This is a genomic window from Mycobacterium marinum (assembly GCF_003391395.1).
GTDB classification, from domain to species: Bacteria; Actinomycetota; Actinomycetes; order Mycobacteriales; family Mycobacteriaceae; genus Mycobacterium; species Mycobacterium marinum.
Genome location: NZ_CP024190.1, coordinates 3,427,734 through 3,444,363 on the forward strand (window position 1 = coordinate 3,427,734; position 16,630 = coordinate 3,444,363).

At 64.3% G+C, this 16,630-nt stretch carries 12 protein-coding genes; 3 read left to right on the plus strand and 9 right to left on the minus strand.

The features are described 5' to 3' along the window. Positions 1-4 precede the first annotated feature (4 nt). Positions 5-688: a hypothetical protein gene (locus CCUG20998_RS28130; RefSeq protein ID WP_020729193.1), complete on the plus strand. Its 684-nt coding sequence runs from the start codon at positions 5-7 to the stop codon at positions 686-688. 545 nt (positions 689-1,233) lie between these two features. Here the strand turns inward: CCUG20998_RS28130 and CCUG20998_RS14490 are convergent. Then, positions 1,234-2,019, minus strand: coding sequence for a hypothetical protein (locus CCUG20998_RS14490; protein WP_020729194.1), 786 nt, complete (start codon positions 2,017-2,019; stop codon positions 1,234-1,236). A gap of 231 nt (positions 2,020-2,250) precedes the next feature. Next, positions 2,251-3,642, minus strand: coding sequence for a HEPN domain-containing protein (locus CCUG20998_RS14495; RefSeq protein ID WP_036455702.1), 1,392 nt, complete (start codon positions 3,640-3,642; stop codon positions 2,251-2,253). Between the two features lie 292 nt (positions 3,643-3,934). Between CCUG20998_RS14495 and CCUG20998_RS14500 the strand changes: the two genes are divergently transcribed. Then, positions 3,935-7,291 (plus strand): NACHT domain-containing protein, encoded by a 3,357-nt coding sequence (locus CCUG20998_RS14500; protein ID WP_020729196.1) that lies wholly within the window; start codon positions 3,935-3,937, stop codon positions 7,289-7,291. Positions 7,292-7,400: 109 nt separating this feature from the next. Beyond that, the gene (locus CCUG20998_RS14505; protein ID WP_081651017.1) at positions 7,401-7,715 is read left to right on the plus strand and encodes a type II toxin-antitoxin system Phd/YefM family antitoxin; all 315 of its coding nucleotides are present in this window, start codon (positions 7,401-7,403) and stop codon (positions 7,713-7,715) included. Positions 7,716-7,737: 22 nt separating this feature from the next. On the opposite strand, the gene CCUG20998_RS14510 is transcribed toward CCUG20998_RS14505, so the two are convergent. From CCUG20998_RS14510 to CCUG20998_RS14540, 7 genes are all read right to left on the minus strand, one after another. Then, positions 7,738-9,144 carry a hypothetical protein gene (locus CCUG20998_RS14510; protein ID WP_020729197.1) on the minus strand — a complete coding sequence of 469 codons (1,407 nt, stop codon included), beginning with the start codon at positions 9,142-9,144 and terminating at the stop codon, positions 7,738-7,740. A 76-nt stretch (positions 9,145-9,220) separates the two neighbouring features. Beyond that, positions 9,221-9,568 (minus strand): helix-turn-helix domain-containing protein, encoded by a 348-nt coding sequence (locus CCUG20998_RS14515; RefSeq protein ID WP_020729198.1) that lies wholly within the window; start codon positions 9,566-9,568, stop codon positions 9,221-9,223. Then, positions 9,565-10,668: a tyrosine-type recombinase/integrase gene (locus CCUG20998_RS14520; protein ID WP_036455703.1), complete on the minus strand. Its 1,104-nt coding sequence runs from the start codon at positions 10,666-10,668 to the stop codon at positions 9,565-9,567. Before CCUG20998_RS14520 ends, CCUG20998_RS14515 begins: the two co-directional genes overlap by 4 nt. Before the next feature lie 697 nt (positions 10,669-11,365). Further along, positions 11,366-12,202 carry a DUF3097 domain-containing protein gene (locus CCUG20998_RS14525; RefSeq protein WP_020729239.1) on the minus strand — a complete coding sequence of 279 codons (837 nt, stop codon included), beginning with the start codon at positions 12,200-12,202 and terminating at the stop codon, positions 11,366-11,368. 206 nt (positions 12,203-12,408) lie between these two features. Beyond that, positions 12,409-14,286, minus strand: coding sequence for a PE family protein (locus CCUG20998_RS14530; RefSeq protein WP_373167308.1), 1,878 nt, complete (start codon positions 14,284-14,286; stop codon positions 12,409-12,411). Positions 14,287-14,490: 204 nt separating this feature from the next. Continuing rightward, positions 14,491-15,465: a patatin-like phospholipase family protein gene (locus tag CCUG20998_RS14535; protein WP_085979822.1), complete on the minus strand. Its 975-nt coding sequence runs from the start codon at positions 15,463-15,465 to the stop codon at positions 14,491-14,493. Between the two features lie 93 nt (positions 15,466-15,558). Next, positions 15,559-16,629 (minus strand): ABC transporter ATP-binding protein, encoded by a 1,071-nt coding sequence (locus tag CCUG20998_RS14540; RefSeq protein WP_012394701.1) that lies wholly within the window; start codon positions 16,627-16,629, stop codon positions 15,559-15,561. Between the last annotated feature and the right edge of the window lies 1 nt (position 16,630).

Genomic DNA, 16,630 nt, shown 5'->3' on the forward strand with positions numbered 1-16,630 from the left:
TCAGGTGTTCGAATACCGGCTGACGGCAGGTGTGCACCACGTGTGGCAGCTCAGTCGGGACGGCGCCGTCCTCGACGACGAACTCCAGACGCTGAGCGAAGTAGAAGACGCTGTCGACGACGCGGTCGACAGCTACTGCCGTGAGCATGACGTGACCGTGTCGCTGGTTCGTGGCGGCGACGGCCGGCGTGACGTCACCATGACCCATGGGGCGGCGCTGTCCTTCACGTGGGTCGTCGTCGCGCTCGAATGCCGTTGCGAAGACTGCGGCGCAGATACCTGGGACGAGACCTACAAGGTCGACGAGGTTTTGTGGGCCACTGCCGGGGACCCCAGCGGGTTTCTGTGCATCGGTTGCCTCGAGGGGCGACTGGGCCGGGCCCTGACTCCCGACGACTTCGCCGACGACGAACGCGCCGAACAGGCCCGCCGTCCGACGTCGCCCCGACTACGACAAAGACGAGAACACCCGCGACCTCCGCGGCCAGACATAACCTTTCACGCGCCGATTGCGCCGGTCGACCTGCGCGCCTTCAACGAAGTCGGCGAGGCATATGAGATCGTGGCCTGCCCGGAATGCCTTCCCTGGCGTGCCGAAGTGGTCACCGACCCGCAGACCAACGAGATCCTGGTCCGCGAGTGGCACGCGGTCGAATGCACCCTGTTCCGGGAGCTTATCGCCGATTGACCTTTGGGTTCCCGCCCACGGGTAATGGGTAGTGGCGGCGGGCAACCAAGCAGCCGAAACGTCGAAAGACACTCGATTGAACCGGCACCTGACAAGGATGGGTTTGAGCACATTGGGTGCCATCCACCCAAAGCTGCTGCCGCCGAGGGATTTTCGCCAAAACTTGCCGAGGCGTTAGGCGAGAGTCGCACGGCACCGTCGTGATTCATCTGATGAGAAGCGACGGTGGACTATCGAAAGTGCCGTAAGCCGTTGGCGTCGAGAGATCGGGCGCACCAGGGGAGGGTTGCTCGAAATGAGCGCAATGCGTGTTGAACACCGTACTAGGCGCGTACTGGTATACCCGCCATTTCCGTCGTGTCCTCCCGCTATGCGGCCTGAATGGGCATCGGGGATTAGGCCGTCAGGCGCCATCATCTTGAGAGACTTAGTCGGGATACCGCATAGATCCGCGGCTTCTGAAAGTTTCGCCCAGGTTTTGCATGGGCACGGGGCGATTGGTACAGAACTACTGGTGGCTTCGCGGCTGGCCCTGAACTGCTGGGCTATCGGTTGCCGCGAAAATTGATATCGACGAAGTTTGCCGGCGCGTGGCGTTGGTGGTCCCACGCGAATGCGAGAGTCTTGCAGGTATTCTCGAACTGGGAGAACATCCGTATTCCATCGGGTCGGTGGTGGGCCACCGCGCCGTTGCCCGCTTCAAGTTTTCCGGCAGCGAACGTGAATGTAAATGCTCCGAGCGTCATGTCTCCGGTGAGGAAGGTGTCGTCTCGGACCTCGATTTTGGTTTCCATGGCCGTCGTGTACTGACGTACGAAGCTTTTCGTGAGGCTCCGAATGTACAGGCCCCACCCCCGAGGTAGTAGTCCGTCCCGAAATAGATAATGCATGAACATCTTTTGTTCGCGCTTGTCTCGCATGCTGGTGGGTGCAGTCTTGGCCCCGGTGGTCATGCCCCACAGAGCCTTGAGCATCCATCGTTCGAAGAGCTCGCCGCTGACGAGGTTGAATTCGTTGCCGTGAGGGTCGGGGGGACGAATCTGTGCGAGTTGGAAGCGCTCAAGCGTCCGATAGACCTCGAGCGCGGCGTCGTCGAACTTATGCAGGGCGTTATTGTGTCTGTTACACAACATCTTCGAGCCCATCGTGGTGATCGGAAGGCTAGTTGGCGTCGGAGAGCCCTGTTGCCAGTAGGTATTGCTGGCTGTCACGGTAGTGCCGTCGCCGATGTCTTTGAGAATGCCCTTACTTAGCGGGTGCTCAAGGGTCAGTCTGGCGTCGCAGTCGTTGGTGCTGGCGGCATAGCAGCGGCGATGGCCGAATCCGGTCACGGGTCCGGACAGGCGTGGCTGATAGGAGGGTAGGCGCCACTTTCCAGTCGGTCGGTGGAGGTGACAGTCTTCCGATGGCAGGCCAGATTCGCAGGGACACAGTGCGTTACACCATGCGGCGGTACTTCCATCGTGATGGAACGGCACTGGTCGCACCGCGGGAGTGAAAGGCTTCACCACGGGCGAATCGTGCCCTTGTTAGCGGGCGGTGCGGCCGTTAGTGGCGCGCGCCTATCGTCGTGCATATGCGGTTCCCTTCAGGAATTCGCGGACGTTGGTCTGATGATGGTTGTATGCCGACGACCGCCGATAGGCTTCGCCGATATCGCTCGCATCGACTTGCGCTTGAAGGAGTAGAACGGTGCGCAGTACCCATTGCAGCGAGTAACTCGCGGCTATCAGGGCGTTGATGAATTGATCGTGAGCGTCACGATCGTCGTGGGTGCCCCGGTGGGCAAGGATGTTGCGCACGGAGTGGATCGCGGCCGGCCAGTCTGCGAACTCGGCGACGATGCCCGGTACCGCGGCGACGGCGGTGTCCACCAGGTCGTCCATCATGGTGCGAAACGTGGACTCGTTGATGTGACCGAACGCGCTGTCCATAGCTTCGCCGAACGCCGTGAGGTCCGCCGCCGTCAGCGCGGAACTGTCGCCGCGATCGGCGGTACGAACCGACTCTAGAGCTGCGGCGCGCGCTGCCTTTCGTGCTGCTCTGAGGTCGGATTTGGACAGTGCGGGTATGCGTCGTTTGTCTCGATAGATTCGGCGATGTAGGCCCTCGGCGACGGACGCGAGGGTGAGCACGGCGGTCTGTACGGCCACTCCGCTGAAGTCGTCGACGACGACGGCGTCGAGCCCGTTGCTGCGTTGTCGAAAGTCGATCCAGAGGGCGCAGCGCTCGGGGGTGAGGTACGAGGCATCGAATAGTTCATGGTGTCCGGTTGGCGTCGGCTCCTCGTGTCGGTGCACCCGGAGCAAGGGGCCGTCGGTGGACTGTCGAACCGATAGTTCCACGGTGTCGGCAGGGTTGGAGGTGAGGAGAGTCGCCAGCGTCTCGATGGGGTGCAGGACCGACCGGTCGTAGTCCAGGACGCTCATCGGCTCGGCGGGAATGAACTCAATCCAGTGATTGCTGCCCTCGGTCACGGAAATGAGATGGCCGCCTCCGAGTGTCTCGGCGCGTCCGTCGCGGTGCCGCAGCCAATTAGGGCCGGTGAGGCGAAATCTGCAGGTAGAGAATTCCTGCTCGCGGCCAACGTGTACGTCGAGGATGGCGTGTCGGATTGTGCCGAACCGTTGGCGGTACTGCGGTGGAAAGGTGCCACTGGGATCTCTCATCCCGCCCTGCGCGCCGACCAGCGATACCCGTTGCCCGTTGTCGAGCACCCCGTGAATGTCGCGCGGGGACCAGTCGGCCACGTGATCGTCCGAGTCGCCGCTGTGGATGACGGTGGTTCCACCGTGCGGGGACACTTCGACGCGGTAAGCACGTTCTTGGAAGATCGGTCCTAGCGTCTCCATTACGGGTGTCGGCGCAATCGTTAGTTGGCCCCGAACCTGGCGCTCGGGCGTGTCGATCTGCCAGAACGTCCCGTCTACAGGCCCCGTCTTTGCTGACTGCATCCCTTTAGTTTGCGCCGCCAACACATGACCGAGCCGACACACCCCGTGGTCGTGAGCTCTCAGCCGCCAACGACCGTATTGGTCGCGCTTTCGAAGCAGTCGCGACCGCACAATACGACGCGTGCACGGTGAAGCTTGGGCTCTGACGATCTCGGCACTCAAATTGCGGTACGACATGCACGCGCGTTGAGTTGCCGAATCGAACCGGTGTCTCCGGGTTCAATAGGCATTGAGTGTTCGGAGTCCCGACGGCAGTACCGGCACGATCGGGGTGAAGCAGAGGAGTCAGCCCATGCCCGAGAGCCGACACCGCTACCTCTACGAGCGCCTGGGCGACCACGACTTCCAGCAGCTCGTTAACGCCCTGCTCGCCGCCCAGTTCCCCAACTTCACCCCGATGGCGCTACGCCAGGCCGACGGCGGCATTGATGGGCAGCGCAAGCTCGACCCGTCGACGGTGTTGATTTATCAGGTCAAGTGGTCCGTGTCCGGCTCGGAGAAGAACCCCGTCAGCTGGCTGGACGCCGTCGTGAAAAAGGAGCTGGACAACCTCCGGAGACTGTCGGAGGAAGGTGTGCGGCACTACGTCCTGGTGACCAACGTGCCGAGCACCGCCAAGCCCGGGACCGGTACCTTCGCCCAACTGAATAACAAGCTGGATGCGTACGCCAAGGAACTCGGCTTCGAAGAGATCACGTGCATCTGGCGCGAGGCGCTCAACTCATGGCTCGACAACTCCGAGGACTCGATCAAGTGGGCCTACGCCGACATGCTCGCCGGGTGGGATCTCATCCGGTTCCTCGTCGCCGAACAGGTCGGAGCCACCAAGAACCAGGCGGACCGCAAGCTGATCCGGCAGGTCGCCGCGTCGCAGTGGGACGACGACCAGCGGGTCAAGTTCAGCCAAGCTGAGGTGGACCGGAAGAGGATGGTGGACCTCTTCGTCGATGTCACAGCGGAGTTGGTGCACTCGCCGGAGAGAACCCGAGTGCGATCACTCTCATCGACCGAACTCGGCGGCGCTGCGCATCACCTGCTACAAACGCCAGCGCCCTTCACCTTAGTGCGAGGCGCCCCCGGGCAGGGCAAGTCCACCCTCAGCCAGTACATCTGCCAGGTGCACCGCAGCGCGTTCGTGCCCGAGTCGGAGCGGCCGAAGACGCTGCCTGCGTTGGAAGAGCCGCGGTTTCCGATCCGGTTGGACTTGAGTGACTACGCGCTGTGGCTCTCCGGCAATGACGTGTGGGATAACTCCGACGAACGCAAACCCAAGAGGGAGAAGGCGCGCAAGGGCGAGAAGGCAACCGTCGAGTGCTTCATCGCCGACCTGATGACGCACGAGAGCGGCGGTATCACCGCCACCGCCGACACGGTGCAGGGGATCTTCGAGCGAGTTCCCAGTCTCGTCGTGCTCGACGGACTCGATGAGGTTGGAAGTGCCAACATCCGGCGTCGGATCGTCAACGAGATCAACGCGTTCGCCAGCCGGGGGAAGGCGTACACCGAGCCACTCAAGGTGGTCGTCACCACGCGCCCCAGTGCCGGTGAGCTTCCGGAGCCTGCGCCGGACAAGTTCGAGATCATCACGCTGAACCAGCTCACCGGCGAACAACGAGCCGACTACTTGCGCAAGTGGTGCGCCGTCCGAGGGATCAGGAGTAAGGACGGCCGCGCGCTGCGCAGGAGCTTCCAAGAGAAGAGCCGCGAGCCGTACATCCGCGAACTTGCAGGGAACCCGATGCAGCTGACGATTCTGCTGGATCTTCTCCACCAGCAGGGCGCAGCCACACCCACGCAGCGGACCGACCTCTACGACACGTACGTCGACCTCCTCCTCGCCCGCGAGGCGAACAAGCACCCCAAGGCCGTCAAGGACCACAAGGAGGAGCTGCTCGAGATCATCCCGTTCCTCGGCTGGTACCTGCACGCGCACACCGAGGAGTCGCAGATCAACGGTCGCATGAGCATCAACGACTTGAAGGCGGCGATGCGCCACTTCCAGCGCACCTACGGCAACCAAGAATCGATCGTCGACGAGCTCTTTGAGGGCGTCAGCGACCGCCTGTGGGCCCTGACCAGCCAGGTGGACGGCACCTACGAGTTCGAGGTGCTCTCGCTCCGTGAGTACTTCGCCGCCCGATTCCTGTACCACAACGCCGGCGAGGACAACCCGCACTTCGACAGCACAACGGTTTTGCGGGAGCTCCTACGCCGCCCGTACTGGCTGAACACCGCCAGGTTCTACGGCGGCAACGCGAAGGGCAGCGACGTCTACGTACTGGCCGCCGGCATCGAACAGGAACTGTCGCAGACGTCGGCCTCCGCGTCGTACCTCGCCGCGTGGGCACTGCTGACCGACGGTGTATTCCAGCGCCGGCCGCATGAGGCGCGCAAGGTGTTGACGGCACTCTGCTCGGATCCGGGGGTGGAAGTCCTCCTTGCCGCGCTCGACCGCCGGGACATCACGCCCCTGCCCGAGCTGCCCAACCCCACGGAATCCGGTGCCGACCCGACTTGGTCGCGACTGACGACATTGGTCAGCAAAAACCCCGGTGACAGCGCCAACCCCCAGCGCGTGCGGGTGCTTCGAGAGCTACTCAACCAGCGCAGTGAGTTCGGGAAGTGGTGGTACGAGCAGCTCACAGCAGCGATCGGCACAGGCCAGCAGAACGCGTGGCTGGCGATCGGGGCCTGCTGCGAGGCCGGCGCGGGAACCACCGCGGACTTCAACAACATGGACCTGTCCGACGGCGCCGCGGAACTCTTCCTCAGCACGGGCCTAACTCCGGAGCCCGGAAGTTCCTTCGAGGAGGCGCTGCTCACCGCGGTATTGAACGGCGAGTGCCCGTGCGTCACCTCGACCTGCTCCATGCCGGCGCAAGTCGCCGTGGCTCTGACGCCTGGTGAGTTCTTCACCAGTTCCACGACCGGGTTCATCTCCGGCGACGACCGGCAGAAGCGTCGTCGAGCTGAGGCGGTCAACCAACTCAGGAAGGCCCGTTCACCGTGGGAGGAGGTCGCCAAGAAACGCGCGTTCAGGTCCGGCTACAAGAACAGCACCTTCCCGTGGGCGGATACCGCCGCCGCTATCCACGAGCGCGTCGAACGCTGTTGGATCTCCTCGGAGATCGCGATCATCGGCGCTGCCTCACCGTTCGGGCTCGCGTACAGCAAGCACGCGGGGGCAACGGCATTCGGGTCCGCAGGTCACCCGTCCGAACTTCTTGGTCGGACACGGGCAGGTAGCGGGAACGTCGGCTGGTGGCGCGAGCAGTTGGAGACTGTCGACGATGACCTCGGCCGAGCGGAGTGGGCGTTGGCGCTGTGGTGCGTCGCGTCCGGCTCGGTCGTATCCGAGCTGCTGCCTGAACTCACGGACGTTCTCGGACAGCTCCCAAGCTCGCGGCGGCGGATTGTCCTACGCGCAGCAGAGCAGATCGCACGCTTCGGATGGCTGGAGAAGCGCCCGGTCACCGGCGACACAACCGACGCCGAGCTGGACACACTCAATCGCCTTCGGGCACCGGCACCAAAGGCGAACCCAGTAGACAGCTTAGGCACGGGTGGTCAGACGGCTTTGCCTTCGCTTCTCAGCGTCGCCCGCTCAGAACAGTGGCTCAAGGTGGACACGGCGGCCGCCTACCGCTAATCGAGGTAGCGCCCAGTGATTTGTCGTTGCAGGCAAGTTTCGTCGGCGAGACAATTGCTCAGGGCGTACCGCCCAGAAGATGGGATAGCGGATTGCAGGAGGGGGGACAATGCTGTCAGTTAGTGCTCGAGTTGCCGCGCAGAGCTTGGGTCGGCTGGTCGATCAGGTGCGTGACTCGGGGGAGCCGGTGATGATCTCGACGCCGGGCGGGGCAAAGGCCATTCTGATGCCTGTCGATGAATTCGAGTCGTTGCAAGAGACTTTGCATGCGTTGACGCAGCCCGGGCTTGTAGAGGGACTGGCGCAGGCCGATAGAGATTATGCAGCGGGCCGGACCATAAGTGGGGAAGAACTCCGCGCGCGGTATGGGCTTCCCGAGCGCAAGCCGAGACGTAAGGGTTCAAGGAGTAAGGGAACGCCGTGAATGTTGCTCGGGAACAACAGATTTAGGGCTGGATGTACTCCGCCCAGGTGTTGCCGGCTTCGGCCGCGTGTTTCTGGGTGACTTGATCGCTGTAGCCGAGCATTTCGGCGATTAGGGGAGCGGGGATCTCGGAGACGAGTGTTTGTAGGGCGGTGTTGCGTGCTCCCTGCAGGTTGATGCCGAGCCGTCGCAGCCGCTGCATGATGGCCTGCGGGTCAATGTGTCGGCCGGGTCGGCTGCTGGTGAAGAGCCAGGGCGATCCGATGGCTCCACCGCCGGTGCGCAGGTTGGGGCGGTGGCGAAGGTGGTAGTTGAGCTGGGAGGCGAATGGTTCCGGGACGGGGACGGGGTCTTTGCCCAACGCGATGCGGGTCTCTCCGTCAGCTTGGGAGATCGCCGTGGTCTGCAGCGCGGCGACCTTGGTGAGTGGTTGGGCGTAGAGCAGGAGCAGCACGCCGGCGACGCGGTAGGGCAGACTTTCGGAGTCGCCGGTGAGCAGTTCTTTGAGCCAGGCCAGTCGTTGATCCTGCGTGATTGTGGGGGTCGTTCTCGCCGCTCGGAAGCCGATCTGCACCGCGACGTTGAGCTTGCTTTTCTTGGCCCAGATGAAGAATGTTCGGATCAGGTGGCGGGTGGTCGGGCCTGATGCGAGGTATTCATCGACGTCTTGTTGTGTGCAGTTGGCGATGGTGCGCAGGTGGGTCTGTTCTAGCCAGGTGAGAAACTTAATGGTCTCGGTGATTTCTTGTTTCGCGGAACGCTTTGGCCCATCCGAGGATTGGCCGGGTTTCGATTCACTGCGGAGCCGTCGGAGATGGTGCCAGGTCGCGAACTGTTCGACCGGGGCGCGAACAGCGGGGGAGTCGATAGTGTCGAGTTTGTCGGCTAGCCAGATTTCGAAGCGGGCCAGGTGTTCGTCGCGTTGTGGGAGCAGTCCGTGGTGTTGCAGCAGGCTGCGCAGGTGATCGATATGGCGGCCGGATCCTGCAGCGGTCAGGCCGTCGTGGGTCAGCGGTATTGCGCCGGAGGTGATCCCGCCGAGCAGCTCCAGTACTTGGATATTGCGTTTCCAGGTCAGGATGCTTTCGGGTCGGTCAACGCCACAGAGCACTTCGATCAGCGTTTGCATGGCGGCGAGGTCGGCGGGATGGTGCAGCAGAATTTTGCACAGGTCCTCGCGCAGGGCGCAGCGGGCGCACAGGCCGGAGCGGTAGATCTCGCCTTCGCCCTGGCACGTTTTGCAAGTGAAGTTGCCAGGGATACCGGCGCAAGTCAGGCAGACCGGGCGAGAGTCGATCCGGTCGCAGCGGCCGGGTAAGACGCCATCGTGTCCACAGATGGGACAGATGCCGTGGGTGCGCATCGCGGTGTAGAAGCAGCTGTGGCAGAGCTGATCTCCGGGCCAGTAGACCCGCAGCTTGTTGGCCATGCGGTGGCATCGGCTGCATTCGAGGGCGCCGGTAGTGACGCGTGGTCGCCCGCGGGTGATGGATCGCGGTGTGGGGTTAATCGTTGCCATCGGTGATGACTCGTGCTCGTCGGGGTCGGATGGACTTGTTGAGTTCGACGACGTTGGGTGGTGCAGTTGTGCCCGAGGCGGTCTTCTTCTTGCGAGCGTCGGTGGCCGTGACGGTGACGAGGTCTTCGACGCCGCAGCCGAGGATGTCACACAGTGCCGCCATCAACTGCAGGGCGACGCGTTCGGGGCGTTGGTGCACGATGCGGTAGACCTGGGGCCGGGACAGCTGTATTCCGCGTTCAGCAAGACGGGGGATGAGGTCGGTGCTGTTGTGCATGCCGTGCGCGGCCATCAGCTCGGCGAGGCGCCAGGTGTAGTCGACGTCGCGTTTCACGACGTCTCCTCTCCGAAGGAGAGGGCATCTTTGATGGTCCGGTCCAGGACGCGGCGCAGGGTGCGGGTGCGGAAGTCGCTCGAGACGCCGGTATAGAGCGATGTGGTGCTGGCGTATTCGTGGCCGGCCTGGTCTTGGACGAACTTGGCGTCCCAGCCGTCTTCAATGAGGTGGGTGATGTAGGAACGCCGGAACGAGTGCAGATCCAGGCCTGAGGACAGCTCGAGGTCGTTGCAGTACCGCCGGAATCTGCGCAGCAGGGTTCGTTCTGCGACCAGGGCGCCGCGCTCACTGGGGAACAGGTCGATGCCGTCGTCGAGGTAGGGCTGCCCGTGAGTGAGCCAGTCACTGATGATGTCTGGTGTCCAGTCGAAGACCGTGAGCACGGTGCGGCGTTTGGGCGGGGAGCCCTTCTTGGCCTTGCCGTAGCGGACCTTCACCACGCCGTAGCGGCCGAACTCCGGTGCGTGCGGGTTGCGGGAGAAGTCGACGGTCTGCAGGTGCCGCAGCTCGTTGAATCGCACTCCGTAGGAGTAGGCGACCTTGAACATCACGGCATCGCGGTAGGCCGGCAGCCAGCCCTTCTTCTTGGTGTTGGCGATCAGCGTCACCTGATCGTCGGCGTGGTCGAAGAAGTCCTGAAGCTCTTGTTTGGTGAATGGGCGCTTCTCAGGACTCTGTTCGTTGTCCTGAACGTGGGGGGCGGTGTTCCAGGCGAAGAACACCTGCGCTGGGTGTGTGCCGAAACGTTGCTCGCAGACTCGGTCCCAGCCGTAGTCGGGGTCGGCGATGTAGGAGCAGAACAGCCTCAGGCCGTTCTGATACCCGCGGATCGTCGACTGCGCGCGCCCTTTGATGCCGCGGAGGTCGGCGAAGAATTCCTCGACGATGGCCGGCGTCCACGACCACGGGTACTCGTTGGTGTGCGCGATGAACCGGCGAACCAGGCCGATACGGCCGTCGATCGTGTCGTGGTCGAGGTTGCGGCACAGTTGCTGGTTGCGCCAGCCGTCCAGCATTTCCTCGACCGTTTGGACCTCGGGATGCAGCAGCGGAACGGAACCAACCAGGAACACGCGACCGCTCTTATCGACGGGCAATTCGGCCTCCTGAGGCGTCTCATCTGATGCATCATTGAATCATCTACTGAATCATTACCACATCGGCGCTGGTAGGTCCATCGCGAAACGAACGTTGATAGGCGCGTGTCGCGACAACTACACCGGAAGAAGGTGGTGAGAACCTGGCGCAATCCACTAAACCCGTTGGCGTCGAGGCGCTTTGGGCTACTTGACCCAGAGCTGCGGGTGAGGGCCGCTCGGAACGGCCGTGATTCATCAGATGAAAACGGCGTACTTAACTTGACATAATGTCGCTTATCGGCACATTGGGTGGCATATGGAGATCGCCACACACCGATCTCGCCGTCGACGGCTGCTTAGGTTTGCTAATCGCTTCCTTAAAGACTGTGGCGCAGAACACAATGCCGGTGGAATCCGCTGCGGGCGGTTCTAGCGGGAGCCAGCGTGCGAGATCGCCGGCGTCGCGCCGCGGTTTTGCCATCGTGCGTGACGGACCGTCACCGGCCGGATGCTGGGCCAGGCCCAACGGCTCGTGCACGAATGCGCAGCCTGCCCTCGCACCGGAGCGCGAAATGAAATCACGGCGATCATTTTTCCCGCGGCGTGCCATCAATGCGCGAGCTGCCAGAGGATGGCCAGCTCGTGCCACCAGCTCCGCGGCACGCACCCGGTCCGTCCTCGGCGCGACGGACAATGGCGCCGCAGTGGGCGGCGGTCACACGCCAGGCGCGGTCACGAAGTCGATGAGTTCTTCCACCCGGCCGATCAACGCCGGTTCCAGATCGTTCCAGTCCCGCACCTTGGAGCGGATGCGCTGCCAGGCGCTGGCGATGTCCGCCTGATCGGCATGCGGCCAGCCGAGCGCCTCACAGATGCCGTGCTTCCACTCGATGTGTCGCGGCACATTCGGCCACTGCTTCAGACCAAGCCGCTGCGGCTTCACGGCTTGCCAGATATCGACATAGGGATGACCAACGACCAGGGTGTCGCAACCACCCGGTCCCTGGCGTACCGCCTCGGCTATCCGTGCCTCTTTCGAGCCGGCGACCAGGTGGTCCACCAGAACACCCAGCCGACAGTCCGGACCGGGTCTGAAGTCGGCAACGATTTGGACCAGGTCGTCAACGCCGCCGAGATATTCGACGACGACGCCTTCGATGCGCAAGTCTTCGCCCCAAACCTGGGATATCAGTTCGGAATCGTGGCGGCCCTCGACATAGATCCGGCTCGCGCGGGCAACTCGGGCACGCGTCCCCGCGACCGCGACGGAGCCCGATCGCGTCCGGCCCGGGCCGGACGGGGCGGGCCGCTTCGGCGCGGTGAGAATCACCGGGCGACCGTCAATCAGATAGCCCGGGCCGAGTGGAAATCCGCGGGTTTTGCCGTGCCGGTCTTCGAGATCGATGCGGCCGTATTCGACGCGGACCACCGCACCCACGTAGCCCGACTGTGCGTCCTCGACCACCATGCCGAGCTCCACCGGGTGCTCAACGGATCGGGGTTTGCGTCGCGCTCCCGCGGCCAGCACATCGGTTCCATAGCGATCCACCACGCGGCAATAGTAGGAAACCGGACGGGCGATCGTCGCTGCGGCGCGCCGGTTAGACCTCGAAAATCGCTGCGCTGGAAACATTTTGCACGATGTCGGGCAGCTGATGACGGGTTCGGAAGCTAGCTCCTGGAAAAGCGGGATCCGCGCCGGTGGCCGCTGGTCTGGGCACAACAGGTTTGAGGCAGCGCACCCGCAATCGGCTACCCCTACCCGTTCTGCCCGGCCGAGCCGATCAGTCCTCCCCTGCCACCGGAGCCGCCGGCCGCCGGCGGGACACCGGCTCCGCCGTTGCCGCCCGTACCGATCAGGAGCGCGGCATTGCCACCATTGCCGCCGGCACCGCCGGTGCCCGCACTGCCGCCGGTTCCGCCGGCCCCGCCGGCCCCGCCGTCGCCACCGTCACCGCCGTTGCCGAATAACAGTCCGCTTGACCCGCCCTGGCCGCCGACACCACCGTCACCACCGGCGAAGCCGGTTCCACCCACGCCGCCGTCCCCGGCGTTGCCACCGGCGCCACCGTTGCCGAACAGCAGGCCGCCGCTACCGCCGATGCCGCCGTCGCTGCCGGCACCCCCGGATTCCTGGAGTTCGTTGCCGAAGCCGGTCCCACCGGTGGCCCCGTTCCCACCAGCCCCGCCGTTGCCGATCAGCATCGCGGCTCCGCCCTGGCCCGCCACGCCTTCGAAGCCGCTGCTTCCGCCGCTGCCGGCATTGCCACCATTGCCGCCGTTGCCGTAGAGCAGCCCGCCCTGACCACCGGAACCGCCTGTTTCGCCAAACTGAACGCTGAGGCTACCGGCCCCCACGTCACCGGCGTTGCCACCGTCGCCGCCGTGACCGATCAACCCCACGCCATCGACGCCGATCGGTCCGAGCGTTATGTTGCCAACCCAGCCGCCCTCGCCGCCAAGGCCGCCGAAGCCCGCGAAACCTTTGGCGCCAGCGTCGCCGCCCTGACCTCCATTACCACCGGCGCCGCCATTGCCCAGTACCAAACCACCCGCACCGCCATCCCCCGCGGAGCCGCCATTGCCGCCGCTACCGCCGAAGATGCTTGCACCCCCTAGCGTGGACCCGGCGGCTCCCTTTCCGCCGCTACCGCCGGCTCCGCCGTTGCCGATGACCCCCGCGTCGCCGCCCCCACCGGCGAGTCCGGCGCTGCCGCCGGTGGCACCGTTCATGACACCGGCTTGGGTTTCGTCGCTGCCGCCACCGCCGCCACTGTCCCCGCCATTTCCGGCGTTACCGATCAGCCAGCCACCGTGGGCACCGGAGCCGCCATTGCCGCCAGCGCCTCCGACACCGCCCAAATCCGAGCTTGTTGTGGCGCCGGTCGCTTGTCCACCCACACCGCCGAGGCCCCCGCTACCGCCGTTACCGAACAAGAGCCCGGCGTGACCGCCCGAACCCCCGGCACCGCCGGCGCCGCCGTCCAGGCCCGCTGGGACAGTTCCCGATGCCGTGGCGTTGCCCCCGGCACCGCCGATGCCACCGTCTCCACCGTGGCCATAGATCCATCCACCGGCGCCGCCGTTGCCGCCGGCACCGCCCGCGCTGCCGGCTTGACCGCTCGCGCCGTCGGCACCGGTGCCGCCCAGGCCGCCGTTGCCACCGCGGCCCCACAGCCCGGCCGAACCGCCGCTACCGCCATTCTGGCCGACCCCTCCGGACCCGCCGTTGCCCCCGTTGCCGATGAGCCAGCCGCCATCGCCGCCGTTTTCGCCGGTCCCCGCCGCCCCGTCGGCGCCATTGCCAATCAGTGGACGCCCGGTCAGCGCCACTGCGGGGGAATTGATCAGGTCGAGCACAGCTTGCTCGACCGTCTGCAACGGTGACGCGTTGGCCGCCTCAGCGGCGGCATATTGCGCGGCTCCACTACTCATCAGCTTGACGAACTGCTCGTGCAATGCCAGCGTCTGAGCGCCGAGCGTCTGATATGCGTTCCCGTGCGCTTCGAACAACGCCGCAATGCCCGCCGAAACTTCGTCGGTGCCCGCCGGCAGTAGCCCCGTTATGGGAGCCAACGCGGCCGCATTGGCCTGGCTGATCGTCGAACCAATAGTTGCCAGATCGTTGGCCGCCATCTCAACTACCGCGGGCACCACGGTGACCTGCAAGATCGACACCTCCCAGTGACTTTTCGTCGCCGGTCGCGACAAAGTGATCCACGACACACTCGGAATTGGTGCAAATGGTACGTTCGTCCGAGGCAAGTTGGGCGGCATTGACCAAAATCGCTCCGCCGATATCCGCTGAGTCCTCTCGGCCAAGCGCGCCGGGGCAAGACGCTAGGGCGAGGGCGCGGCAGGACTCCCGCACTCAGTCAGGTAGTCGGCGTAATTCCAACTCTGCAAAAACTTGCGGCCCGCCTGTAATCCGCGCCGGTAGAGCGCATCCCGTTGTTCGGACGTGATGTCGAAGTCGATCGGGCTCACGCCGTCAGCCGGTACGAAGATGGTGCGTTGCACGGTACATGGATCGTCGATGTAGGCGTTGTCCTGATTGCTCACCAGCGTCTCAATCGCGGCGATTCCCAATGACACTGGACCGTGCACCGGACGGGTGGGAGGAATTCCCGGGCGCGCCGACAGCCGGATTCCGAAGGTCGGCCACCGCGGTTCGCCGTCGGCACGATCGAACAGTGCCACCGGAAAATTGGACAGCAAACCACCGTCGACCCAAGTAGCTCCGCGCACCCGAACGGGTTCGAAGACGAAGGGGATGGCCGAGGAGGCGTGCACCGCCCGCGCCACCGAAAATTCGTCCGGGTCAAGGCCATAGGAGTCCAGATCCCACGGGATGCGGACCAGCCGGCGCCGGGACAGATCACTGGCGGTGACCACCAGCGACCAGGCGAACTGCTCGGGCTGCTCGCCGGTGCGCAGATCGCCAAAAGTGTGCACGCCAAGATCGGCGAGTAAGCCGGCGAGCAGCTGCTCGAGGTACGCGCCTCGATAGACCCCGTCGGACACCAGCAGCGAGAGCCCGCCACCGATCAACGGAATATGCCCGATCAGGTTACGGTCAAGGAACTTCCGGTAATCGAGGGTGCGCATGATCTCCGCGAGCCGCGACAGCGGTTCACCGGCGGTCTGCAAAGCGGCGACCATCGCAGCGACAATGGCACCCGCACTGCTGCCCGCGACACGCGGAAACTCGTAACCGGCCTCGGCCAAGGCATCCACCGCACCGACCAACCCGATGCCGCGGACCCCGCCTCCTTCGCACACCAGATCGACACGCGCTGCGCTCACGGGCGCCAGGGTAGCCCGATCGAGTCGATTTGCCGGTAGGCGGCGCGCCGGACGACGGAGGGTTCCGGCGCCGGGGCATGAACCCGATCGGAACGCTGCGGCTCAAGCGATACGGCGGCCGTCGACGGTAAAGAAGTGCAATTGCGCCGGTTGTGGATACAGCCGCACCCGACTACCCCGCTCGGGCGGGTTGCTGCCATCCGCTCTAGCCACAACGGATTGATCGATCATCGCGCCGCCGTTGATGATCCGACCGTAAAGGTAGGCGTCGGCGCCGAGCTCTTCGACCACGTCAATTTCCATTTCGACTCCGAGGTTGCCCACTTCGAAGTGCTCGGGCCGGACTCCGACGACGACCTCGGGTGCCGGCACGGTCACCTCCCTGGGTAGCTGAATCAACCAATCCCCCAGCAACACTGACGAATCGACGATCGGCAGGATGAACATGTTCATGGCCGGCGATCCGATGAATCCGGCGACAAACACATTGTCGGGCCGGCGGTAGAGTTCACGCGGGGCCGCGCATTGTTGTAGTACGCCGTCGCACAGCACCGCAACACGATCGCCCATGGTCATGGCCTCTACCTGATCGTGGGTCACGTAGACGGTGGTGGTACCCAACTGCCGTTGCAGTCCGGCGATCTGGTTGCGGGTTTGCACCCGCAGCTTGGCATCAAGATTCGATAGCGGCTCGTCCATCAGGAACACCTGGGGGCGGCGCACGATAGCGCGCCCCATCGCTACTCGCTGGCGCTGGCCGCCCGAGAGGTCTTTGGGCTTGCGATCGAGATAAGCCTCGAGATCGAGCAGCTTCGCTGCCTGAAGGACCCGGTCGCGGATCTCGGCCTTGGGGGTCTTGGCGACCTTCAGCGCAAATCCCATGTTTTGTGCCACGGTCATGTGCGGGTACAGGGCATAGTTCTGGAACACCATCGCCACGTCGCGACTCTTCGGATCGACATTGGTGACGTCGCGCTCAGCGATCCGGATCCGCCCGGCATCTACCCTTTCCAATCCGGCCAGCATCCGCAGCGACGTCGTCTTGCCGCAGCCGGACGGACCGACCAGCACCACGAATTCTCCGTCGTCGACCTCGAGATCAAGGCTGTCGACGGCCGGACGGTCCGCACCCGGGTATCGACGTGTTGCCCCCTCGAAACTCACCGAAGCCATC